Annotated in this window: 21 protein-coding genes and 1 pseudogene; 14 read left to right on the forward strand and 8 right to left on the reverse strand. The window is 63.6% G+C overall.

Features of this window, described 5'->3' with window-relative positions:
- Nucleotides 1–15: 15 nt before the first annotated feature.
- From ACQCSY_RS24675 to ACQCSY_RS24695, 5 genes are all read left to right on the forward strand, one after another.
- Nucleotides 16–675 carry a hypothetical protein gene (locus ACQCSY_RS24675; protein WP_427136738.1) on the forward strand — a complete coding sequence of 220 codons (660 nt, stop codon included), beginning with the start codon at nucleotides 16–18 and terminating at the stop codon, nucleotides 673–675.
- Nucleotides 668–3,949 (forward strand): DEAD/DEAH box helicase, encoded by a 3,282-nt coding sequence (locus ACQCSY_RS24680; protein ID WP_427136739.1) that lies wholly within the window; start codon nucleotides 668–670, stop codon nucleotides 3,947–3,949. The genes ACQCSY_RS24675 and ACQCSY_RS24680 overlap by 8 nt, the downstream gene beginning before the upstream one ends.
- A gap of 2 nt (nucleotides 3,950–3,951) precedes the next feature.
- Nucleotides 3,952–4,986, forward strand: a complete 1,035-nt coding sequence (locus tag ACQCSY_RS24685; protein ID WP_427136740.1) for an Eco57I restriction-modification methylase domain-containing protein — start codon at nucleotides 3,952–3,954, stop codon at nucleotides 4,984–4,986.
- Nucleotides 4,983–5,228, forward strand: a complete 246-nt coding sequence (locus ACQCSY_RS24690) for a helix-turn-helix domain-containing protein (RefSeq protein ID WP_427136741.1) — start codon at nucleotides 4,983–4,985, stop codon at nucleotides 5,226–5,228. Before ACQCSY_RS24685 ends, ACQCSY_RS24690 begins: the two co-directional genes overlap by 4 nt.
- An 86-nt stretch (nucleotides 5,229–5,314) precedes the next feature.
- The gene (locus ACQCSY_RS24695) at nucleotides 5,315–6,115 is read left to right on the forward strand and encodes a hypothetical protein (RefSeq protein WP_427136742.1); all 801 of its coding nucleotides are present in this window, start codon (nucleotides 5,315–5,317) and stop codon (nucleotides 6,113–6,115) included.
- A gap of 194 nt (nucleotides 6,116–6,309) precedes the next feature.
- On the opposite strand, the gene ACQCSY_RS24700 is transcribed toward ACQCSY_RS24695, so the two are convergent.
- From ACQCSY_RS24700 to ACQCSY_RS24720, 5 genes are all read right to left on the reverse strand, one after another.
- Entirely contained in the window at nucleotides 6,310–6,621 is a 312-nt protein-coding gene (locus ACQCSY_RS24700; protein WP_427136743.1) for a hypothetical protein, read from the reverse strand.
- A gap of 260 nt (nucleotides 6,622–6,881) precedes the next feature.
- Nucleotides 6,882–9,116 (reverse strand): GmrSD restriction endonuclease domain-containing protein, encoded by a 2,235-nt coding sequence (locus tag ACQCSY_RS24705; RefSeq protein WP_427136744.1) that lies wholly within the window; start codon nucleotides 9,114–9,116, stop codon nucleotides 6,882–6,884.
- Nucleotides 9,117–9,680: 564 nt separating this feature from the next.
- Nucleotides 9,681–10,292 carry a recombinase family protein gene (locus tag ACQCSY_RS24710; RefSeq protein WP_427136745.1) on the reverse strand — a complete coding sequence of 204 codons (612 nt, stop codon included), beginning with the start codon at nucleotides 10,290–10,292 and terminating at the stop codon, nucleotides 9,681–9,683.
- Between the two features lie 234 nt (nucleotides 10,293–10,526).
- Nucleotides 10,527–11,807 carry an MFS transporter gene (locus ACQCSY_RS24715; RefSeq protein WP_427136746.1) on the reverse strand — a complete coding sequence of 427 codons (1,281 nt, stop codon included), beginning with the start codon at nucleotides 11,805–11,807 and terminating at the stop codon, nucleotides 10,527–10,529.
- Nucleotides 11,804–13,198, reverse strand: coding sequence for an MBL fold metallo-hydrolase (locus tag ACQCSY_RS24720; protein ID WP_427136747.1), 1,395 nt, complete (start codon nucleotides 13,196–13,198; stop codon nucleotides 11,804–11,806). The genes ACQCSY_RS24715 and ACQCSY_RS24720 overlap by 4 nt, the downstream gene beginning before the upstream one ends.
- Nucleotides 13,199–13,305: 107 nt before the next feature.
- On the opposite strand from ACQCSY_RS24720, the gene ACQCSY_RS24725 reads away from it, so the two are divergent.
- The 9 genes and pseudogenes from ACQCSY_RS24725 to ACQCSY_RS24765 all read left to right on the forward strand — a co-directional run bounded on the left by ACQCSY_RS24725 (nucleotide 13,306) and on the right by ACQCSY_RS24765 (nucleotide 19,154).
- A complete protein-coding gene (locus ACQCSY_RS24725) occupies nucleotides 13,306–13,986 on the forward strand; it encodes an ArsR/SmtB family transcription factor (RefSeq protein WP_427136748.1) in 681 nt (226 codons plus the stop codon).
- Between the two features lie 181 nt (nucleotides 13,987–14,167).
- Nucleotides 14,168–15,421 carry an MFS transporter gene (locus tag ACQCSY_RS24730; RefSeq protein WP_427136749.1) on the forward strand — a complete coding sequence of 418 codons (1,254 nt, stop codon included), beginning with the start codon at nucleotides 14,168–14,170 and terminating at the stop codon, nucleotides 15,419–15,421.
- Complete coding sequence (locus tag ACQCSY_RS24735) at nucleotides 15,390–15,782, forward strand: ArsR/SmtB family transcription factor (protein WP_427136750.1); 393 nt, start codon at nucleotides 15,390–15,392, stop codon at nucleotides 15,780–15,782. Before ACQCSY_RS24730 ends, ACQCSY_RS24735 begins: the two co-directional genes overlap by 32 nt.
- Before the next feature lie 114 nt (nucleotides 15,783–15,896).
- Nucleotides 15,897–16,856, forward strand: a complete 960-nt coding sequence (locus tag ACQCSY_RS24740) for a cation diffusion facilitator family transporter (protein WP_427136751.1) — start codon at nucleotides 15,897–15,899, stop codon at nucleotides 16,854–16,856.
- 60 nt (nucleotides 16,857–16,916) lie between these two features.
- Nucleotides 16,917–17,243 (forward strand): annotated as a pseudogene (locus tag ACQCSY_RS24745) (ArsR/SmtB family transcription factor).
- Between the two features lie 27 nt (nucleotides 17,244–17,270).
- Nucleotides 17,271–17,609 carry a YnfA family protein gene (locus ACQCSY_RS24750; protein WP_427136752.1) on the forward strand — a complete coding sequence of 113 codons (339 nt, stop codon included), beginning with the start codon at nucleotides 17,271–17,273 and terminating at the stop codon, nucleotides 17,607–17,609.
- Between the two features lie 55 nt (nucleotides 17,610–17,664).
- Complete coding sequence (locus ACQCSY_RS24755; RefSeq protein WP_427136753.1) at nucleotides 17,665–17,991, forward strand: ArsR/SmtB family transcription factor; 327 nt, start codon at nucleotides 17,665–17,667, stop codon at nucleotides 17,989–17,991.
- A complete protein-coding gene (locus ACQCSY_RS24760; protein ID WP_427136754.1) occupies nucleotides 17,988–18,836 on the forward strand; it encodes a cation transporter in 849 nt (282 codons plus the stop codon). The genes ACQCSY_RS24755 and ACQCSY_RS24760 overlap by 4 nt, the downstream gene beginning before the upstream one ends.
- Nucleotides 18,837–18,839: 3 nt before the next feature.
- On the forward strand, nucleotides 18,840–19,154 hold the full coding sequence (locus tag ACQCSY_RS24765; RefSeq protein ID WP_427136696.1) for a hypothetical protein: 315 nt from the start codon (nucleotides 18,840–18,842) through the stop codon (nucleotides 19,152–19,154).
- 140 nt (nucleotides 19,155–19,294) lie between these two features.
- Here the strand turns inward: ACQCSY_RS24765 and ACQCSY_RS24770 are convergent, their stop codons facing one another.
- The 3 genes from ACQCSY_RS24770 to ACQCSY_RS24780 form a co-directional block, all read right to left on the reverse strand.
- Nucleotides 19,295–19,825 carry a DinB family protein gene (locus ACQCSY_RS24770; RefSeq protein ID WP_427136697.1) on the reverse strand — a complete coding sequence of 177 codons (531 nt, stop codon included), beginning with the start codon at nucleotides 19,823–19,825 and terminating at the stop codon, nucleotides 19,295–19,297.
- A gap of 322 nt (nucleotides 19,826–20,147) precedes the next feature.
- Nucleotides 20,148–20,966, reverse strand: coding sequence for a hypothetical protein (locus tag ACQCSY_RS24775; RefSeq protein WP_427136698.1), 819 nt, complete (start codon nucleotides 20,964–20,966; stop codon nucleotides 20,148–20,150).
- Nucleotides 20,963–21,736: a hypothetical protein gene (locus ACQCSY_RS24780; RefSeq protein ID WP_427136699.1), complete on the reverse strand. Its 774-nt coding sequence runs from the start codon at nucleotides 21,734–21,736 to the stop codon at nucleotides 20,963–20,965. The genes ACQCSY_RS24775 and ACQCSY_RS24780 overlap by 4 nt, the downstream gene beginning before the upstream one ends.
- Nucleotides 21,737–21,774: the final 38 nt, after the last annotated feature.

The raw sequence follows: 21,774 nt of genomic DNA on the forward strand, positions 1-21,774 counted from the left end.
CGACGAAAAGGCTTCATGACATCACTGCCAACCGAGGAGCGACTCATCAAGTCGCGTCACCGGATGAAGGCACACGGGGAGGTGTTCACGCCCCGCCGCATGGTCAACCAGATGCTCGACCTCGTCCGTCCGGAGCTCGAGACCGGGCCGAACTTCGTCGACAAAACGTTCTTCGAGCCCGCCGCCGGTGACGGCAACTTCCTCGTAGCGATCCTCCAGCGCAAACTCCACGCCATCGAGAAGCGCTATCAGCCAGCCGTATGGCCGACTGAATCGCTGTTCGCGCTTGCCTCGATCTACGCGGTCGAGCTCCTCGAGGACAACCACGAAGCCGCGCAGGCGACTCTGCTGAGTGAGTTCGTAGCCTTCCACAAGCGTGCTGGCAACGCGTGTGGTCCCCGCACGAATCTCTACCGTTCGGCTGCCGTTCTCTTGGAGAGCAACATCATCTGCGGCAACACGCTCACTGGTTTCGACGTTCGCGGTGAGACGATCCAGTTCTCGTGGTGGTACCGCGTGCTCAACGAACCCGGGATGGTTCGCCGTGACCCGTTCACGCTCGCGTCACTGCGCGGCCTGACTGGCAACACCGGTATGTTCGACTTCACCACCTATGACACCTACGCCGTGTGTCGCATCGACCACGTACACAGAGAAGTGAGGGCCGATGGCTAATCCGAAGATTCGTACCTTCCGTGAAGTCGTTCCCGTCGTCTATTCATGGATGACGCCCGACGTGCCCAAGTACAAGGGCTGGGAGAAGATCGGTTACACGGAGCAGGAGGGCGGAGCCGAAGTGCGCATCGCCCAGCAAGCCTCGCAGATGGGCATCAAGAAGAAGAAGCTCTGGTCCCAGCGCGCCTTCTTCACGTCCGAGGCGGGTGGTGCCTTCACCGACAAGGATTTCCACGCGTATCTCAAGCAGGTCCGCGTGGAGCGTGAGCTCACTCCGCGAACAGAGTGGCACCGCTTCGACGGTAGGCCAATGACTTCGAAGCAGTACTTCCTCGAGTTCGCCAGCCAGGACGGCGCGGATCGCCAGCGTGCCGGCACCGAGGACTACGACCTGCGCCCGGAGCAGCACACCGCCGTTGCGCAGGCCATGGACGCCTTCACGTCCGGTCGCTGCGAGGTCCTATGGAACGCCAAGCCCCGTTTCGGCAAGACGCTCACGACCTACGACCTCATGCGCCAGCTCGATGCCCGAAAGGTGCTCATCGTCACCAACCGCCCGGCGATCGCCAACTCGTGGTTCGACGACTTCACACGCTTCATCGGCCACCAGACCGACTACGTCTTCGTCTCGGACTCGGCATCGCTTGTTGGTCGTGAGACGATGTCTCGCGACCAGTGGATCCATCACGCCGTTCAGCACGAGGACCCACGCATTGTCGAGTTCCTCTCCCTACAGGACCTCAAGGGTTCGCAGTACTTCGGCGGCCCTCACAAGAAGCTCCGGCACGTCGCCGAGTTGGAGTGGGATCTGCTTGTCATCGACGAGGCCCATGAGGGCGTCGACACGACGAAGACCAACATCGCGTTCGACAAGATCAAACGCCAATGGACGCTGCACCTCTCCGGCACGCCGTTTAAGGCGCTGGCCGCTGGCAAGTTCGAGGCCGAGCAGATCTTCAACTGGTCGTACGAGGATGAGCAGACGGCACGCGCCGAATGGTCGAACGAGGCGCAGGAGAACCCGTACGCGACGCTGCCGACGCTCAACATGCTCACATACCAGCTCTCAAGGATGATTACTGATCGTCTCGCCGAGGGCGTGGCACTGGCTGAGGACGAGGCCAACATCGATTACGCCTTCGACCTCGGCGAGTTCTTCGCGACGAAGGAGAACGGTGTCTTCGAGCACCGCGAGCAGGTTCTGAAGTTCCTCGACTGCCTTACGACGAACGAGAAGTACCCGTTCTCCACCGCTGAGCTTCGTGACGAGATTCGCCACTCGTTCTGGCTGCTCAATCGCGTCGCGTCCGCGAAGGCGCTCGAGAAGCTGCTCAAGCAGCACGAGGTCTTCAGGGACTACACGATCGTCCTCGCCGCCGGTGACGGACGGAGCGAGGACGACAGTGACACGGTCGCGTCGGCCAAGACTCTCGACAAGGTCCGCGCCGCCATCGCCGAGGCCGAAAAGACCGGTGGCAAGACCATCACGCTTTCGGTCGGCCAGCTCACCACAGGTGTGACCGTCCCCGAGTGGACCGCGGTCCTCATGCTCTCGAACCTGTCGTCACCTGCCCAATACATGCAGGCGGCCTTCCGCGCGCAGAACCCGCACACGTTCATGCGAGGTGAGCGCATGCTGCAGAAGAGCAACGCCTACATCTTCGACTTCGCCCCCGAGCGCACGCTCACGATCTTCGACGAGTTCGCCAACAACCTGCGTCCCAACCCCTCGGGCAGCCCTGACGTCCGGCGCGATAACATCCGCACTCTCCTCAACTTCTTCCCCGTCATCGGTGAAGACTCCGAGGGGCGCATGGTCGAGCTTGATGCCGCGCAGGTCCTCACGTTCCCGAAGGTCTTCAAGGCCAAGGAAGTCGTACGCCGCGGGTTCCTCTCGAACCTGCTCTTCGCCAACGTCGCCGGCATCTTCCGGTATTCGGAGCATGTGAAGTCGATCCTCGAGAAGCTGCCCGAGGCCAAGGAGGGCAAGCTCAAGACCGGCACGACGATCACCATCGAGGAGCCGACCCCCATTACCGACCACGAGGGCAACGTCGAAGTCGACGTCGAGACCGTCATCAATCCGAAGGTCGCCGAGCTCGGTGCGCCCGTGTGGAGCGTCGAGGAGATCCCTGTGATCACCCCGGACACACCGGCTGAGACCGCAGCCAAGGAGCTCGCCTCCCTTGTGACGCAGAAGGCCCGCGACACCCGCGAGAGGCTCCAGGAGGAATACGGCCTCACCGCCGCGCAGGTCACACGCGACGAGAAGCGCACCGAAGCGACCATCGTCACCGCCGTCGAGCGCGCATACATCGAGCACGAGATCGCTCAGAAGCACCTCGAGGACGAACTTGATGCGGCCACGACAGACGACGAGGTCGCCACCGTCGCCGAGAAGCGCGCAAAGCAGGAGAAAGCCTTCGAGGCCGACATCGTGGCGATCCTCAAAGAGACGACGGCGTCGGTCACCACCGAGGTAGTCACTCGCGAGGAGACGAAGAAAGAGCAGAAGCGCGCGAACACCGCCATGGACGACGCCCGTTCCCACCTGCGCGGCTTCGCCCGCACGATCCCCATGTTCCTCATGGCCTACGGCAACGAGAGCATCCGCCTGGCGAATTTCGGCGACCACACCCCAGACGACGTCTTCGAGGAGATTACCGGCATCAGCGAGGCGGACTTCCGCATCCTGCGCGACGGCCAGGACGTCACCGAGGACGACGGCACGATCATGCAGATCCCAGGCCTCTTCGACGAAGCTGTCTTCGATCAGGCGATTCAGGAGTTCCTCGCGAAGAAGGCAGAGCTTGCCGACTACTTCGACGAGGGCCTCACCGAGGACATCTTCGCCTACATCCCGCGGCAGAAGTCGTCCCTTGTTTTCACCCCGCAGCCCGTGGTGAAGCTCATGGTCGACCTCCTGGAGAAGGAGAACCCGGGCATCTTCGAGGACCCCACGAGGACATTCGCCGATCTCTTCTCCACCGCGGGCCTGTTCCTCATGGAGCTCGTGCGCCGGCTGGACCGCGGATTGGCATCGTCGATCCCGGACCAGGATGAGCGCCTGCGGCACATCCTCACGAAGCAGATCTTCGAGATGAGCCACAACCAGATCCTCCACGACATCACCATTGAAGCGGTTTCCGGCGGCGTTGACGAACGCAGGGAATGGATCAAGGAATCCGGCCACTACCAAGTGGGCAACCTAGCCGCGATAACCCCCGCTGAACGCCAGGCAACGATCAACGACATGCTCCAGGAAGGCAACTGACCATGACCAAGAAGTTCGACGTCGTCATAGGCAATCCTCCGTACCAGGGAGAGTCGACTGGCGATGCAACCCACGCGATGCCGATCTACCACGAGTTCATGGAAGCCGCGTACGAAGTGGGGACGAAAGCCATTCTCATCACGCCGGCGCGCTTCCTGTTTAATGCCGGTTATACCCCGAAGGCCTGGAACGAGAAGATGCTCGCGGATCCGCACCTGAGCGTGCCCCACTACGCGCCGGACAGTGATGATCTGTTCCCCGGCACGGGCATCAAGGGAGGCATCGCCGTGACGTATCGTGATGCAGGCCGCGTGGGTGAGCCGATCGAGACCTTTGCCAAGTTTCCCGAACTCAATGACATTCTGCGCAAGGTCCACGAAGAGCATGGAGAGTCACTTGCATCGTTGATCACCAGTTCACGATCGTATGCCTATACAGACGCCTTGCACGCCGCGTACCCGAAAGCTGCTTCCACGATGGCTAAGGGGGAGCAATACAAGATGAACACCAAAACTTTTGAGTTGCTCCCTTTCCTCTACTCGGAGCAAAAACCCGGGGATAGTCACAACTACGTCCAGGTGCTCGGGCTCATGAAGAACAAGCGCTTCTACCGTTGGATCCGCAGTGACTACGTCAGGGGCACCGAAGCTCTTGGCGCGTACAAGGTCGCCGTCGCAGCTGCTAACGGTTCCGGCCATCTTGGTGAGGTACTCTCTTCGCCGCTTGTCATTCCGCCGCAGATGGCCGTGACGCAATCCTTCATTACGATTGGGTGCTTCACGGATGAGAACGACGCCGCCGCTTGCCTCAACTACATCAAGACAAAGTTTGCCCGCACGTTGCTCGGTGTTCTCAAGATCACGCAGCACAACCCAGCAAAAGTCTGGAAGCACGTCCCGGCTCAGGACTTCACCCCGGACTCAGACATCGACTGGACGAAAGGCGTAGCCGAGATCGATCGACAGTTATACGCGAAGTACGAGCTCACCCCCGAGGAAATCGACTTCATCGAAACCCAGATCAAGCCGATGGAATGAGCGCGCTCTCCATGCTTCCCTCCCCATCGCCCATGTACGAGATCGCCCGCGAGGTCCGCGACGCGCGCGTAGCCCGCGGGTGGTCCCAGCACGAGCTGGCCGAACACGCCGGTGTCTCCCGCCCTACTGTGGCCCGCACCGAGGCGGGCGACGATGTGAACACGGCGAAGCTCATGCGGATCGCAGAGGCTCTGGGGCTCGTGCTCCGTATCCAGAAGCGGGAAATCCCGTGGGACGAGTAGAATCCCACTTGCTGGGCACGCACGCGCACCGCGACGCACGGGACCTATCGAGATGGCTCGTGCATCTCACGCGCTCGGAGGACGAATTGGTCTCGATCCTCCGAACTGGTTGCATCGAAGCGCGCAACTCCTTCGGAGCAGGCAAGGCCTTCTCGATCGCAGCTGACAGGCATAATTCCGTATGCCTCACCGAGACGCCGTTGTCCGAACTGGAGCGCATGACGAAGTCCAAAGATCCCAGACCATGGGGAATCGTCTTCGATAAGGAGCGCTTGCGCAAGAGGTTCGGCGCGCAGCCGGTGTGGTATCTGAGCGACGCCTCGCCCGAATTTAACGCGGTCAAGGCTGCGATGCGGGCCGGCGAAAAAGACCCAGATGCGCCGATCTGGTCGCTCACTCCGTTCATCGAGAATGTCCGATCGATCGGCAGTCAATACCCAAATGACTGGCGCTGGGAGCGTGAATGGCGTGTTCGCGGAGATCTCTTCTTCGAGCCAAACGACGTGAAGAGGATCATCCTCGACACCGGTGGCACCCCCAGGATCCTCGAAGAGATCGACATGTGGGTTCCCTGGGCGATTCCTGGTAAACAACCCGCGACGTGGTCGGGTGGGTACCCCCGTTGGGAAGACAGTGTCGAGCGAATGCTCGACCGGTTCAGCAGCCAGTACTCGACCCCCGACGAGGCAGGCGCGTTTTGGGATAAAGAGGACGGCGCTTACCTCTATCTGCATGGCGAGATGGTTGATCTCGACGAGGCCATGGATGATGTCTTCGGTAAAATGGACACTGAACTGCGGGATGAGCTCTACGACGAGCTATCGTCCAGGAGCGACGTGTGGTGTCGAGCTGATGCATCGTGGGCTAGTGAGCCCGACCTTGACTAAGGACGTTTTGCCCTCGATTAAAAAGTCGCCAGCCCAATTCAGTAGCTGGTCGCGATCGGACCCCCATTCCAGTCCCCGGTGATCTCGTCCGAGTCTTGCGACGACATGGCGCGCGTCGCGAGGAACCACGAGCCCCTGTGTAACGATCCAGCAAGGCCTTGACCCCGTGTCCAATGAGCGGGGTCAAGACCCACTCAGAGATTCATCTCTAGCGCCGCCGCTGCGGTGCGAGCGATAAAGACCGTGCGCAGGGCAGCAGATTCACCGATCCGGCTCCTCATCTGCATGTCCGAGAAGACTGCCCTCGCCTCCGTCGTCAGTGCCGCATCGGTTGGGAGCTGGCCCATCTGTTTGCGCTCGGCAGCGGTCATCGGGCGATTCGGGAGCTGCATCTGAGGGCGTTCGTACACCAGGCGGTTCTCAACGCCGGCGTCGACGTCGACGTAGATGATGCATACTGTGCAGTTCGTCGTGTAGTCAATCGAATTGGACCTTTTGGAAGTCATGCTGCATATCCAATCACGTCTCGGCAAACCGACCCGACTGCAGGGTCATCACGCGGGTCCGAGAGCGCCCTCCTGCCACCGGTGGGAGTGATGTGCGTGAGGTGTCGGCAGATGGACGCGAGTGACCTCTGTTCATGACGGTCGCCACGAACTGGACGAAGTGCTCGGCGTCGTTCGGTGAGCGCGCCGAGAACCTCGTCGCCGCGGCTAGCAAAGCCAGGTCGAAGTTGGCACGGACGAAGAGCCAGAAGCCTGCTGACCTATTCGTCGTCAACTTCGTCTGCGCTCTCCGCGGCGACCAGTTCGGCCTCGATCTGCTCTGAGTCTTGGACATCCACGCCGACCTCGTCTCCTTGGTCATCTTCGCCAAGACTGGCGCGGTATTCGTTGCGAACCTCCCAGAGCGACTTTCCAGACCCTTGGATCTTCCAGAATCGCCAACCATTGATGCCGCCCCGGTACAGGTCGGCCGAGTTGGAAGCCACCCCCGCCGCGGACGGCGTGTCATAACCGACATCGCCGACGAACACGCGCCCGTCGAGCCCGACCGCGGCGGTCGCACCGTTCAGGACAGCGGGACGAGCGACGAGCACGGTTCCCGGCTGAATGAGCCCCTCCGAGACAAGCAGAGCAAGGTCGACTTCCCCCGGAGCTTCAGGCTGCGCCGGCTGCGTTGCGAGTCCGATATGTCCTGCTGGGGCAGGCCAAACCTTTAGGACCGACGCCGCGAGCGTCGACGTGCGCGCAGTGACCATCGTCTCGTCCCAATTGGTTGGGGCGGACTGAATGACATCGTTCGTGAGGAGCACGTCGTTGACGTGCTGAAAATGCTCTACCTTCGTCGCCCATGACCCGTTTGAAACCTTCGAATTCAGTTTCTGGGTCACCAAGGTGAGATTGCCGAGTTCGTGCAGAGTGCGGTCACGTGACGCCACCTTCATTTCAGCTTCGTCGGGCGACCATATAGCCGGCCAGTTTGCCCGCCACTTCTGAGGGAGGAAGTGCTCGACCGTACCGACCCCACGCGCGATCGGCCCCATACTAAGTGCATTCCAATCAGGGTAACCACGGCGGTAGTCTTCGAGCGCTTCAAGGATCATTCGGAGTCGAGCCCGGAGATACTTGTTGTATGCGGTCGCGCCCTTCAGCGCCGCGGTGACCTCTGCGTCGTCCGGCCAGTACCCGACGGGCGTCTTGTTCGAAGCGAGGTAGGACTGGACTTCAATGGCCAGACAATCGTGCGGCTGCTTGCTGAGGTGGACGATGAGGTCGACCATGAATCGGTTCGTGCCCTGCGAGGGCGCTTTCACAATCGCGCGGCGGACGAACCAGCTTTCGAGGTACTTGAGGATCTGGGTCTTGTCTTTTTCCGGAACATCGGACTGAGGCTCCTCATCGAGCCAGATCAGCAGCGGTCGCACGACCTCGGAATCGAGAGTGCCGACGCGGTAACTGAACCATTGCGCCCTGGTCAACGGACCGTTCACCGCCTGCGCCCCCTCGATCACGAACCGATATCTATCTGCCGCCGTCTTGATCTCCGGTAGCAAACTGGACAGGTCGGGCCGCTTGTCGGTCACGTAGCCCTTGAACTGCGTGAATAGCTCTCGGATCGGGAAGTCTTCGAGCAGTCGGGCGCGCAGCCAGTGCCAGAGGAACCAGGACGCGCGCGGGTGAGAGATGCGTCCGGCCGTGACCTGCGTGACCCACCACGGAGTCTCGAGTTCAGCCCAGTTACTGAGGTACGCGACTTCGACTTCCGGTTCGGTGCCGGCGTGATTCTGGAAGATGAAGTTCTTGATGAGGTCCGCGGCGCTCAGTGGCTCGCCCCGTGCATTCAGCGTCTCAAAGATCGCCTGCGCATCCTCTGTCGCGTCGAGGCGAATGCTCACGATCTCGAGCTGACCGGACACGGCATCAACGAGGAGCTTCGCGCTGATCTCGAGCTCGTCCGCTTTGTCGAGCCACGCGCCGATGGAATCGCTGAAGTACTGATGCGCCTCAGCGAGCCGCGATGGCACGACGCTCGAGTAGTCAACCGGAGCAGGGGCGCTCATGACCGATTTGAATCCCACCCGGTCGAGATTCGTCGGCCAGACCTTGTAGCGGTCCTCAGGCTTCTTGAGGAAGGCGGCCGGATTGACGATGAGCGGCTCGACCTGTGCCGCGAGCATCGTCAGACCGCGGTCGTCAAGCTGCGAGTGAAGTGAGTCGAGGAGGATCTGGAGCGTCGTGAGTCGCTGCTGACCATCGATGACACTCCATTCCTGCATGGTGCCAAGCGTGGAAGGCAGCTGCTGTACGACGAAAGCGCCGAGGAAGTGCGTGGCGGCCGGGTTCTTCGTCGCCAGAACATCAACGAGCCGCGCTATGTCCTCCCACAGGGGCTGCCATTGCCGCTCCTTGGACCAGACGTAAGGGCGCTGGAAAAGAGGCACCACCATTCTCGAGGGCTGATAGAAGACCTCCCGTGGATTGACCTTCTCGGGCTTCATGCCTTGTTCTCGTTCGTCGCCATAGCTGCATATTCCTAGCTGGGTAAATCAATTGTCATCGGCTCTCCGGAAGGGATGGCCCGAGACAAGCTCACAGCTGAACCTACACAGCGCGGCTGACGTTCAGGATCACCAACGGTCTCGGCGCGCCGTGCCGCTCCGATCCTCAGCTGAATGTTGCGGTTCGTCGCACGCCCGCACATAGCTCTGGTTCAACGAAGACTTCTGCAGCTAGCGTCAGCCTGATCTCAAGCCCGAGGCGGGCTGCTTCTTGGGCCGTTAAAGGGCAGGAATGGCTGCGCGGGTTACGAGACGACCCGAGCGTCCGTAAGCCGGTCCCCCACCGCGACACCTCCCGGCCACTCCCCCCGCCGCGAAAAATCTGTCAGTTTCAGAAGTCGTCTGCACTGGATCCCGCGGAAGTACGGGGCGAGTGCAGACGACTCCTGACATGGAGGCGTTCGAAGTCGTCTGCATCAACCGTCGTTCTGTCTGAAGTCGTGTGCACCAATCGTCATTCTGTCCGAAGTCGCCTGCACAAGACGCCACCGACGTCCGGGATTTTTAGGCGCTCGGCTGGGACTCGGCGGTCAGCGTCTCTGGCGGGCGGGGCGGCAGGTAGCGGTAGAGGCTGGAGCGGGTAATACCGGTGGCTTCGACGATCTCGGAGATGGACTGATTTTTCTGGTCGCGAAGGTGCGCGGCGTAGGCCAGTTTCGCTGGATCGATGACGCTGGGCCGGCCGATCCTTTTGCCCTTGGCGGCAGCAACGGCGCGAGCGTGGGCTGCGCGTTCGATCGCGTAAGTTCGTTCCATTTGGCCGAAGAGCGCGAGCATCACCACTGCCAGCTGCGACATGGGATCTTCCGGATTGGCGGAATCAACCCGGATCGGGTCGGCCAGGTTCCGGACGCCGACGCCGCGGCCTGCCAGGTCGTGGATGAGGTTCAGGGTGTCCCGGACGGTACGGCCCAACCGGTCCAGGGTATGCACCACGATTACGTCCCCGTCGCGGGCCTGGTCGAGGGCTTCATGCAGTCCGGGCCGGTTTGTAGTGGATCCGGATTTCTTGTCCACGTAGATATGTCTGGCGGGGATCCCCTCGCCGCGCAGCGCTTCGATCTGCCGGTCGAGGTCCTGTTTCGCGGTCGAGACGCGGGCGTACCCAATATCCATGGGACCACTGTACCGATACTTATCCTGCACGCTCGGCGCGGGACGCCGAAGAGAACATAGTTGTGGAACGAAATCGGATGGCGTGTCGCCATTCTTCAAAGACCTGGCCCTGAGCGTTCCACTTCCTAGGAACTGAGATGCCATGCCTGCGCGGTCGAGCCGTCCCTTGAGGGGACGATTTGGAGGGGTGTGATGTCCGTTTCGGAGTGACCAGCACTGAGCAACAGCCGGTAGCTACACCGTCAGTGCGTGGTCCGATCCGCGCATGCGGACGGCGACGAGAATTCCTGACAGTCCGGTGAGGGCGGCGACGACGGCGACTGCCACGGGGATTCCGTAGGCGTCCGCGAGGATGCCTGCGAGAAGCGCACCGACGGCGAATCCGCCGTCGCGCCAGAGCCGGTAGATCCCCACCGAGCGCGCACGCCATGCCGGGTGCGCGACGTCGCCGATGGCGGCGAGCAGGGTCGGGTAGACCATCGCAGTGCCGAGACCAAGGAGAATGGCGGCAGCCAGCCAGATCCCGAAGTCCTGGCCGACGGCGACCATTGACAGGGCGGTGGCCTGGAGCAACATACCGCCCACGATCAGCCACTTCCGGCCGTATTTGTCCGACAGTGCGCCGGTGACGAGTTGGGCGGCACCCCAGACGGCGGGATAGACGGCGGCCAGGATGCCGATCTTTTCGATGGTCAGTCCGGCCGCGGCGAACAGGACGGGGAAGAGCCCCCAGGCAAGGCCGTCGTTGAGGTTGTTGACCAGGCCGGCCTGGCTGACCGAGGACAGTGACTTGTCCCGGAAGCTGGTGAGGGTAAAAATTTCCCGGTTGCTCAGTTCGCCGTGGGCCGCGCCGTGGGCCGACGTATGGTTGGCTGCTTCAAGCTTCGCGTGGCCCCGGGTTTCCTTCACGGCGAAGACCGAGAGGCCGAGACCGAGTGCGATGTAGGCGGCGCCCAGCAGGAACGGTCCGGGCCGCAGACCGTAGTTGGCGGCGATGTAGCCGGTGGCCAGGGCAGTGCCCGCGACGCCGAGGTAACCCGCCGCCTCGTTCAGGCCCATGGCGAAGCCACGGCGCTCCGGGCCGACGAGGTCCATTTTCATGATGACGGTGGTGGACCAGGTGAGGCCCTGGCTGATGCCCAGGATGACGTTGGCCGCGACGATCCAGCCCCAGGAGGGTCCGAAGATCAGCATCAGCGGGACGGGCAGGGCGATGACCCAGCCGACGATCAGTACGGGTTTGCGGCCGTAGCGGTCTGAGAGGGTGCCGGCGAAGTAGTTGGTCGCGGCCTTGGCGAGGCCGAAGGCGAGAATGTAGGTCAGCGCGGACGTGTAGAGGTCGAGGTGGAAGACCTGACCGGCGAGCAGGGGGAGGACCGTGCGTTCCTGGCCCAGGGTGCCGCCGACGAGCGCGTTGACGGCGACGAGGAGTATGAACTGGGCCAGGTTCTGCCGCAGGCCCAGCGTTATCCCGGTACGGCTTGGGTTTCCGGTGGTGGTGCTGTGGTTGCTCATTTGGCCGCCGCCAGATCCGTACCGGTTTCGACGTCGCTGCCCGTTGCCGCCGCCCAGTCGGCGGGTCCGCCGTTGAATACGGCGATACCGGTGCGGCCGGATGCGGAGAGGATGCTCGCTCCGCCCATGGCGCGTTCGCCATGTCCGCACATCACGACGACCGGCCCGGCAGGTACAGCGGCGAGGTTGTCGGCGAGGTAGCCGAGTTCGATGTTGACAGCGCCCGGGACGTGCCCTGCCGCGTATTCGCTGGACTGGCGGATGTCGAGGACTGTTTCCCCGGCCTGCAGCCGTTCGATCATTTGTCCGGGCTCGAGCAGGGCCACTTCTTCTGTGCCGGTATGTGCCTGGGTCCAGGCGGGGTAGCCGCCTTCCAGTTCGCCGGCAAGGGCGTCGAATCCGACCTTTGCGGCGGCGGTGGCGATGTCAGTCGGGTCCTGTTCCGGGGAGCGGACGATGACCACGGGCCGGTCTGGCGTGGCGAGCCATCCGAGCCAGGTGGCGAAGACCGGACGGAAAGGGACCGAGAGGGAGCCGGGGACGTGGCCGGCTCCGTAGTCTGCCGGCTGACGGGCGTCGATGACCTGCGCACCGTCCGCGATGAGCGTCGAGACGGTAGCCGCGGACAGGGGCGCGAGGCGGGGCTGTTCGTGCAGGACGGCCGGGCCTCGCTTGTTGATTTCCCCCAACCTGAGGAAGTACTCGGGAAAGGTCCCCAGCGTTCCCAACAGGGCATCGACGAAGGCGTCTTCGCCGTCGACTTGCAGCAGCGGGTTGGTGGCGCGTTCGGCACCGATGGTGGTGACACGGTCACCGGTGCCGCCGGCGGAGCAGAAGGAACCGGCTCCGTGAGTGGGCCAGACGGGGGTGGTGTCAGGGAAATCCATCAGGCGCTGGAGGGACCGGTACTGCGCCCGGGCCAGGGGCACCGTCATGTCCGGGCTGACCAGGTCAGTGCGCCCCGCGGTGCCCACCATCAGGGACCCACCGGTGAAGATTCCGACCAGATCCCCGTCGTCAAGCAGCAGGTACGACAGGTGCTCGGGAGAGTGCCCCGGTGTGTGCAGGGCCTGCAGGGTGAACCGGCCCATGTCAACGCTTTGCCCGTCGGTGAGTCCGGTGTGGGCGAAGCCGCGGTGTCCGACCTCGGGGGCCAACACGGTGGCGCCGTCAGTCTCAGCAAGTTCAACGACGCCGGAGATGAAATCGGCGTGCAAGTGGGTTTCCACCGCGTAAGCGATGCTCAGTCCACGTCGGGACGCTTCGGCGCGGACCTGGCGCAGGTCGCGCTCAGGATCCATGACGAGCGCGCGGCCGTCACCGAGGTCGAGCAGGTACGTGGAGTTGCCCAGCCCCTCGTCCACGACGGGGATCAGATTCAAGGGGCCCATGGTTTTCAGTCCTTCCGCACCGGGGCGGGCTCCGGCGGTAGAGTGGTATTCCAGATATACATGGAATAGTATTTGTTCCAGTATTACATGGATCTTTGGAGGAGCAAGTGGGAGACAAGGCCAGGAAATCTGAACTCTTCGAAGAGTTCGCCCGGGTGGGCAAGGCCCTTGCCAATGGCAAACGGCTGGAACTGCTGGACCTGCTCACCCAGGGAGAGCGGAGCGTGGAAACCCTCGCCGCCGCCGCCGGGTTGGGACTGAGCACGGCCTCGGCCCACCTGCAGGCCCTGCGCCAGGCCGGACTGGTGACCACCCGGCGGGACGGCAACCGGATCCACTACGATCTCGCCGGGCCCGACATCCTCCAGCTCTACAGCCTGCTCCGGTCAGTGGCGCAGGAACACGTGGCCGACGTCGAGTCCAAGCGCATCGCCTACCTCGGACTGGAGGGCGCACGGGCCGCGGACGAGGAAATCACCCGCGAAGAACTCCTCGCCAGGGCCGGCGCGGGAACCGTGACGGTGCTCGACGTGCGACCCGACGAGGAATACCACGCCGCCCACATCCCCGGAGCTCTCTCCATTCCCCTCGATCAGCTCCTGGGAAGGCTCTCCGAACTTCCCGAGGAGAAGGAAATCGTCGCCTATTGCCGCGGCGCCTACTGCGTCCTGGCCTACGAAGCAGTGGACCTGCTGCGCTCCACCGGCCGAAGCGCCTCCCGGCTGAACGAAGGAATGCTGGAATGGAGACTCCGCGGACTTCCGATGGATGCCGGCCGGGCCGCCTGAGATCGGCCATGGGACACCACCCCCGAGCGGCGACCCCAAACACTGCCGCCGCTGCACCCACTTGCCGGCCAAGACGGTGACGGGTGGGACCGCGGGCCCTGAGTGCGGAACAGCTCGGGGACGAAAGTCGGCTAGAATTAGTGCATAGACGCGCACGTATGCACTTGAAGGGTTTTGTCTGATGTTAGCGGTTTTGCGGAATGTGACCTACCGGCGGCTGTTCGCCGCCCAGGTCGTGGCACTGGTCGGCACGGGCCTGCTCACGGTGGCCCTCGGGCTGCTGGCCTATGACCTGGCGGGCCGGAACGCGGGGGCCGTCTTGGGAACGGCCTTGACCATCAAGATGCTGGCGTACGTGGGTCTCGCCCCGGTGATCACTGCCCTGGTGGCGCGGCTGCCGAAAAAGCCGGTGCTGATCGGGGCGGACCTGATCCGGGCGGCGATGGCACTGTGCCTGCCGTTCATCACCGAGACCTGGCAGATCTACGTTGTGATCTTCCTGCTGCAGTCCGCCTCCGCGACTTTCACCCCGGCCTTCCAGTCGCTGATCCCCACCATTTTGAAGGACGAGCGGGACTACACGCGCGCGTTGTCCCTCTCCAGGCTGGCCTATGACATGGAATCCCTGGTCAGCCCGGCCCTGGCGGCTTTGTTGCTGACGCTGATCAGCTACAACAACCTGTTCATCGGCACCGTTGCCGGTTTCCTGTTCTCGGCCTTCATGGTCACCATCACGGTTCTGCCCCGGCTTTCCGCCCCGGCCGGGCCGCAGAGGTCGTTGTGGCACCGGACCACCCTGGGGGCACGGATCTTTTGGCGCAACCGGCGCCTGCGGTCCCTGCTGGCACTGAACCTCGTGGTCGCAGCCCCGACGGCCCTGGTGCTGGTCAACACCGTGGTTTATGTCCGGGACGTCCTGCACCGCCCCGAAACCGATCTGGCCCTGGCCCTGGCCTGCTTCGGCGTCGGTTCAATGATCGTCGCCTTGTCCGCCCCCCGGGTCCTGGACCGTTTCGGGGACCGTGCCGTGATGCTCACCGGCGCCGCCCTGATCCCTGTGGTGCTGGCCGGCGCGGCATTCCTGACCTTCCTGGGAGCCGGTGGTGCGGGGTGGTGGCTGCTGTTGGGGTTGTGGTTCCTGCTCGGTGCGGCGAACTCCACGATCCTCACCCCCTCCTCCCGGCTGCTGCGCGATGCCTCCACCGAGGAAACCCGGCCCTACGTCTTTACCGCGCAGTTCTCCCTTTCCCACGCCTGCTACATCCTGACCTACCCCCTGGCCGGCTGGATCGGGGCGGTGGCTGGGCTGGGCTGGGCCGCTCTTGCCCTGATGATTATTGCGATGGTAGGCAGTGCAGGCGCCTTCCTGTCCTGGCCACGGCACACCGCCGCGGAACCCGCTAATGAGGAGCAGACCGTTGACCAGCCAGCCTGAGGGTGCGTTCAGCACCATCCGTGGGGAGCCGTCCCTGGCCCACCCGGTCATCCCGGACTCTAAGCTGCTCGAAACGGCTGCCGGGACGCTGCGGATGCTCGCCGAACCCACCCGGCTGCACCTGCTCTGGCAACTCTCCAACGGCCCGAAAACCGTCACCGAACTCACCGACGCGTCCGGTGCGCCCCGGACCGTGGTCAGCCAGCATCTGGCCAAACTCCGGCTCAGCGGCCTCGTGGATACCCGCAAGGACGGCCGGCACGTCATCTATTCCCTCCATGACGGGCACCTGGTCCGGCTCATCCGCGAAACCATCAACCACGCCGACCACCTGGTCACCGGAGAACCGGCCCACGACTAGACCCTCCTCATGCCCGCACACTTCACCCGTGCGCCAGAGGCCAAGCCCGTCCGCATCAACACATCACTGCCGTTCATCGAGGACGCACGGACCAGCACAAAAGGACAACGACCGATGAGCGCTCATGACCACGCACCGGACCGGACCGCGGACCGGTCCGTTTCCACCCACGACGGTCACAGCCACGGGATAGCGGCGAACGCGGACAGACGGTACCTGGTCGTAGCCTTGGCGCTGATTGTCGGGTTCATGATCGTCGAGGTCATCGTCGCCGTCGTTTCCGGGTCGTTGGCACTGCTCTCGGACGCCGGGCACATGCTCACCGACGCGGCGGCGATCGCCGCCTCCGTGTGGGCGATGCATCTTGCGGGCCGTCCGGCCCGAGGAATCTGGACCTTCGGATTCAAACGCGCGGAAATCCTCTCCGCTGCCGCCAACGGCATCACCTTGCTGGTCATCAGCGCCCTCGTAGCCGTGGAAGCAATCCACCGCCTCCTCGATCCGCCCCCCGTCGCGGGCGGACCCGTCCTGATCGTCGCGATCCTGGGGGTCATCGTGAACCTGGCGGCGGTCTGGGTGCTGGCCAAAGCCAACCGGTCCAGCCTGAACGTGGAAGGGTCCTTCCAGCACATCCTCACCGACCTCTACGGGTTCATCGCCACCGCGATCGCCGGCATCATCGTCCTGACCACCGGCTTTACCCGCGCGGACCCGATCGCCTCCCTCATCGTGGTGGCCCTCATGCTCCACGCCGCGTGGGGGCTGCTGCGGGACTCGGGCAGAATCCTCCTGGAAGGAGCCCCCGAAGGCGTTGACCTGGCCCAAGTCAGGGAACACCTGCTCGAAACCGAGCATGTGCACGACGTCCATGACCTGCACGTCTGGACCGTCACCTCAGACCTGCCCGCCCTGTCGGCCCACATCGTCCTTGACGAAAGCTGCTTCCACGACGGACACGCACCCGTCGTCCTGGATCAGCTGCAATCCTGCCTGACCGGACACTTTGACGTCGAGCATTCCACGTTCCAGCTCGAACCCGCCGTGCACGCTACCCACGAAACCGGCACCCACTAATAACCGGACCTCATCACGGTTTGAACGACTTCAGCCGGGGCGAGGGATGGCCAGCCGTCCCTGGTCCATCCGGTCCCCCCGGTCCGGAACTTCCGGCGGCGGCCTGCGAAAAGCTGCGGATGCCTGCCGAACCCACCCGCCTTCATCTGCTGTGGCAACTGAGTGCGGGGCCGCGGACTGTCGCGGAGCTGACGGAAGGTTCCGGGGTGCCCCGCACCGTGGGCAGCCAGCACTTGGCAAAGCTCCGACTCAGCGGTCTGGTTGATACCCGCAAAAGATGGCCGGCATATCATCTATTCCCTCCGCGACGGGCACCTCATCCGGCTCATTCATGAAGCCATCAACCACGCAGGCCACCGTGTCACCGGGGAGGCCCGTCACGGATGAGCAGCCGGGCACTGCCATGATCAATCCGTGACTATCGCAAGAACCATCCTGCTGTTCGTCCTGGCCGCGACGGCCGAGATCGGCGGGGCGTGGCTCGTGTGGCAGGCAGTCCGCGAGGGCAAGGAATGGTGGTGGGCCGAACTCGGGGTCCTGGCCCTGGGCATCTACGGCTTCGCGGCGACCCTGCAGCCTGACGCCCACTTCGGCCGGATCCTCGCCGCCTACGGCGGCGTGTTCGTCGCCGGCTCCCTGGCCTGGGGAATGATCTTCGACGGCTTCCGGCCCGACCGGTGGGACATCACCGGTGCGGTGATCTGCCTGCTCGGCGTGGCCGTGATCATGTTCGCTCCGCGTAACGCCGGCTGATCCCCACTTCCAGTACACAATTGCATGAATACACGCGTGGATGTACTTTTGATTTATGGAAACCCTCACGCACGCCCCGGTGCTGGCACGGTTCGGCTACGCGGTCTCGGATCCGACCCGGGCCCGGATTCTCCTGGCGCTGGTCACCGAATCTGCCTACCCGTCGGACCTGGCCGATTCCCTTGGGGTCTCACGGCAGAGCATGTCCAATCACCTGACCTGCCTTCGCGGCTGCGGCCTGGTCGTGGCTGTCCCGGCTGGCCGGCGGACCCGGTATGAGCTCGCCGACGCCCGGTTGGGCCACGCCATCACGGACCTGCTCGGTGTGGTGCTGGCCGTTGACCCGGCCTGCTGCGCACCGGACGGGACGTGCCTGGCATGACCACGACGATTCAGCTTGCGCCGACGGCCGTCCGCCGTGCCGTTCTGAGCCGGCGGATCCGGCTGTTCGCGGCCGCGACCATCACCTACAACATCATCGAGGCCGTCGTTGCGCTCTGGGCCGGGAACGCCGCGGACTCCTCAGCACTGATCGGTTTCGGCCTCGATTCGGTGATCGAGGTCGCGTCCGCCCTCGCCCTGTCCTGGCAGTTTTCGGCCAAGGACCCTGAACAGCGCGAACACCTGACCCTGCGGATCATCGCGTTCTCCTTCTTCGCCCTCGCCGCGTTCGTCACGGTGGACTCGGTCCGGTCCCTGACCGGCGGCGGCGAAGCGCAGCACTCGACACCGGGCATCGTGATCGCGGCCCTGTCCCTGGCCATCATGCCGGTCCTGTCCTGGCTTCAGCGCCGGGCCGGCCGGGAACTGGGCTCCCGGACCGCGGTGGCAGATTCCAAGCAGACGCTGCTGTGCACGTACCTCTCCGCGGTCCTGCTGGTGGGACTGGTGCTGAACAGCACGCTGGGCTGGTGGTGGGCCGACGCCGGCGCAGCCCTCGTCATCGCCGCGATCGCCGTCCGCGAGGGCATCAACGCCTGGCGCGGAGACCTCTGCTGCACCGTCCCGCAAACCGAAGATGCCCCCGACGCCGAAACGGACGATTGCTGCTCCGCCCCTGAAATGGGCGACGCCGGGCGCCACGTCGGCGGCCGGGCTGATTCGGACGCACCCCTCACATCGAAGAGGGACGCTGAGGAAGCCGAGGCCGCGGGCTGCTGCGAAGGCTGTGGTTCCAGTCCTGAACCGAAGACTCTCGGTCTGTCCCTGCGCCCCGGGAACGGCTGAGCCATGGACTACGAACTGCGTACCATCCAGGGTTGCCCGAACAGCGGTCCGGCCCTGGAACTGTTCCGTCAAGCACTGGCAGCCGAAGGAAAAGACACCGGACGCGTAACGGTCCGTGAGGTAGCTTCCGAGGACGAGGCGCAGGCGCTGCGTTTCCACGGTTCACCGTCGTTCATCGCGGACGGACGGGACTTGTTTCCTGCCGGGTCCACACCCGCCCTGAGCTGCCGCGTTTATCGCTCGGAGGACAAAATGGCGGGGCTTCCCTCCGCCGAGATGTTGCGCGCCGCCGTGCGTGGTGTCGGCTCGGACGCATGAGCGGTCGGCAGTCCAGGCTGGACTGTCCAACCGGTCAGCAGGTTTTGCCCCGGCACTCGCACCCCGGAGGTGCCCACGGGCGGATATGACCGCATGCCACCGGCAGCACCCGGGCTGATCGTTCCCTGCGTTTGGCCCGCCTATCGCGGCGGAGGACTGAGACTCAACTGTCGGGCGTGGAAGTCGAAGTGAAGTGTGGGGTAGGCGTAGACGTCATTGAGTGTCATGGTCGGGGCGAAGAACGGATCCCAGCGGTCAGGGAATGGCATAGATCTTGAAAGCGACGTGGGGCTCTCGCGTTCAAGTCTGCGGGTGATCGCGGTGAAGGTCTTGTCGAGTTTCCGGCCCATCCGTTGCCTGTTGTAGACCAGGGCAGCGGCCCGGGAGCCCCAATAGTTCACGACGTCGAACGGACGTGTTCCCGCGTTGAGGACGGCGGCGAAGACCTTACCGACGGGCTTGGGAAGCCTGCTGATGACATGGACCATCGGAAGCAGGGCGCGCACAATCATGTATCCGAAAACCATGTGGAACAGCAGCTCCTCGTTGGTCCACCGGGTTCCGTTGCTCCTGCGTCGAAGATCCGCGGCCGACGCGCTCTCCAGCCAGGCGTCGAGGGCATGGCGCGCGCGGCAGTATCCGGCCAGGATGTCCGCCTTGGATGGTTCCACGTCGTGCCGTCCCCTTCTTCAGGCCTGGATCCGGATGAGGTCCGGCAGGTCCAAAATGCGTTGTCTCTGGCCTCATTATGGGTCGTGACAGGGCGACGCCGGAGCGTTTGACAGCAATAGGGGCATAAACGGTAGCCGGCGGGTGCAGACGACTTCTGACATTCCGTGCAGACGACTTCTGAAACTGACAAGAATCCGCGGAGTGCGGAGTAGCCTGACTGTTCCGCAAGTTATTCCACAAGTCCCGTTCCAAATGACCCGTCACGGTTGGAGCATTTGGTGCACCGTTGGCCGACCCATTCGTCGCGGCGGCCGCATCCATCTACTCCCTGTGGCCACCTGATAATTCGACGTATCGGGTACCGGCGGTCTCCACGAGCTGGACCGCTTCGAAGAGAACGGCAGCGAGCATCCCATAGCGGATCGTCATCTGGAACTGCGCACCCGTAGCAGTGCGGGTGCCTTCGATCACGTCGAGGTCATTGGAGGCGAGCTGAGCCCATTGCTTCCCGTGTGCGTGCCCGCTTGCCAGCTGCCAGACCGCTAACCAAGGGAGGACCTGATTGGCATGCAGCCTTTCCAAGTCCTTGAGTATCTGCGTCATGGTCGGAAGGGCTTTATCTTTGCTGAGCGGGTTCCACTCCTGCAGGCCGGCGAGTTCTGCCACTTGCTTCAGCCGGATCCGGCGCTCTGCTTTAGTGGAAGGCTGATCCATTGTCTGGCGGAGGGCTGCGCCCTTGCTAACCTCGTCGACGGCAAGCATTATCCGCCGTTTGATGCGCAGGGTGCCGCTGCCCGGTTCCAGGAGCCACAGTGCAACCGCTGCGGAGTCCAGGGCGTTCCGCACCAAGGCATAGGCGCCAAAGGGGCTGGCCACCATATGGATCCGGTCCTCAGACTCCTGCACTAGCATCTGCTTCAGAGAAGCCACGCAGCCCATTGCCACGGAGAGCTGGCCGGCTGCATAACCGGAGACGGCGTAGTGCGGGCACCTGGCGTCATCCAGGAACAGAGGCGAACCTTCAAGGGGATTAGTCAGAGGCTCCAGAGCGGAATCAATCTGTTCCGTTCTGTCGAACAACTTCATGATCCATTGGCTGTACTGGACCTCGTCTTCGTCCTCGACAGGAAGTTTGATCACGGCTTAATCCAGCGGAACCCGCAGCCCTCTACGGTGAATCCGGCAGCCGAGGGCGGGACTTTGATCGTGAACTGGGGAGAGACGCTGGTGAAGTTGTTCGCGATGATCCTGCCCTGAGCGTCCGAGGTCTCCCAGTAGCAGTCCTCGACCCCCTCGCCCTGGGACTGCCAGGTGCCGGGCTGTACATCTTTGCCCACGAGGTACTTGCCGGAGTAGACGAGTTTGCCGTTGGCCCGGTCCGCCTCCAGAGCGCCGCCGGCGGCCGCGCTCCCTTCCAGGGCCGCCCGCTTGGGGTGATCCGGGCAGAGCGACAGTGCCGCGGCGATCTCCTTGGCCTGCGCCTCACTGACTTCGCCTTCGAAGTAGTGTCCGGCAGTAGTGGCGCAGAGCGCGTAGAGGTATTTCGCGGTGTCCGGGGACGTACCTCCGGACGCGGTGCCGGCGGCCTTCTCTGCGGGGCTCTGAGCGCCTGTGGTGGCGTCGGCTGTGCACAGGTCGAACGGGGTCGCCCACGCCGCCTTGTAGTCGGTGATCTTTGTCCGGGAAGCACCGCCAGCCGAGCAGGAGAGCGAATACTTCAGGCCCGCCGGGACTGCTGTTGGCGTTGGCTTAGGCGTCGCGCGGGTCGGGCTGGGCGACGGCTCCGCAGAAGTAGTGGAACTCGACGGGGACGGACTCGGAGCTGCGACAGGCGATCCAGCACCACATCCCGTCAGCAGCAGTGCGGAAAACAGAACGGGCAGGGCACCGGTGAGACCAGAGCGTGTCAAGAAGTTCCCCCAAAGGATTGTTGATGCAGGTCACAGGC

The organism is Pseudarthrobacter sp. S9, assembly GCF_050156545.1.
Lineage (GTDB): Bacteria > Actinomycetota > Actinomycetes > Actinomycetales > Micrococcaceae > Arthrobacter.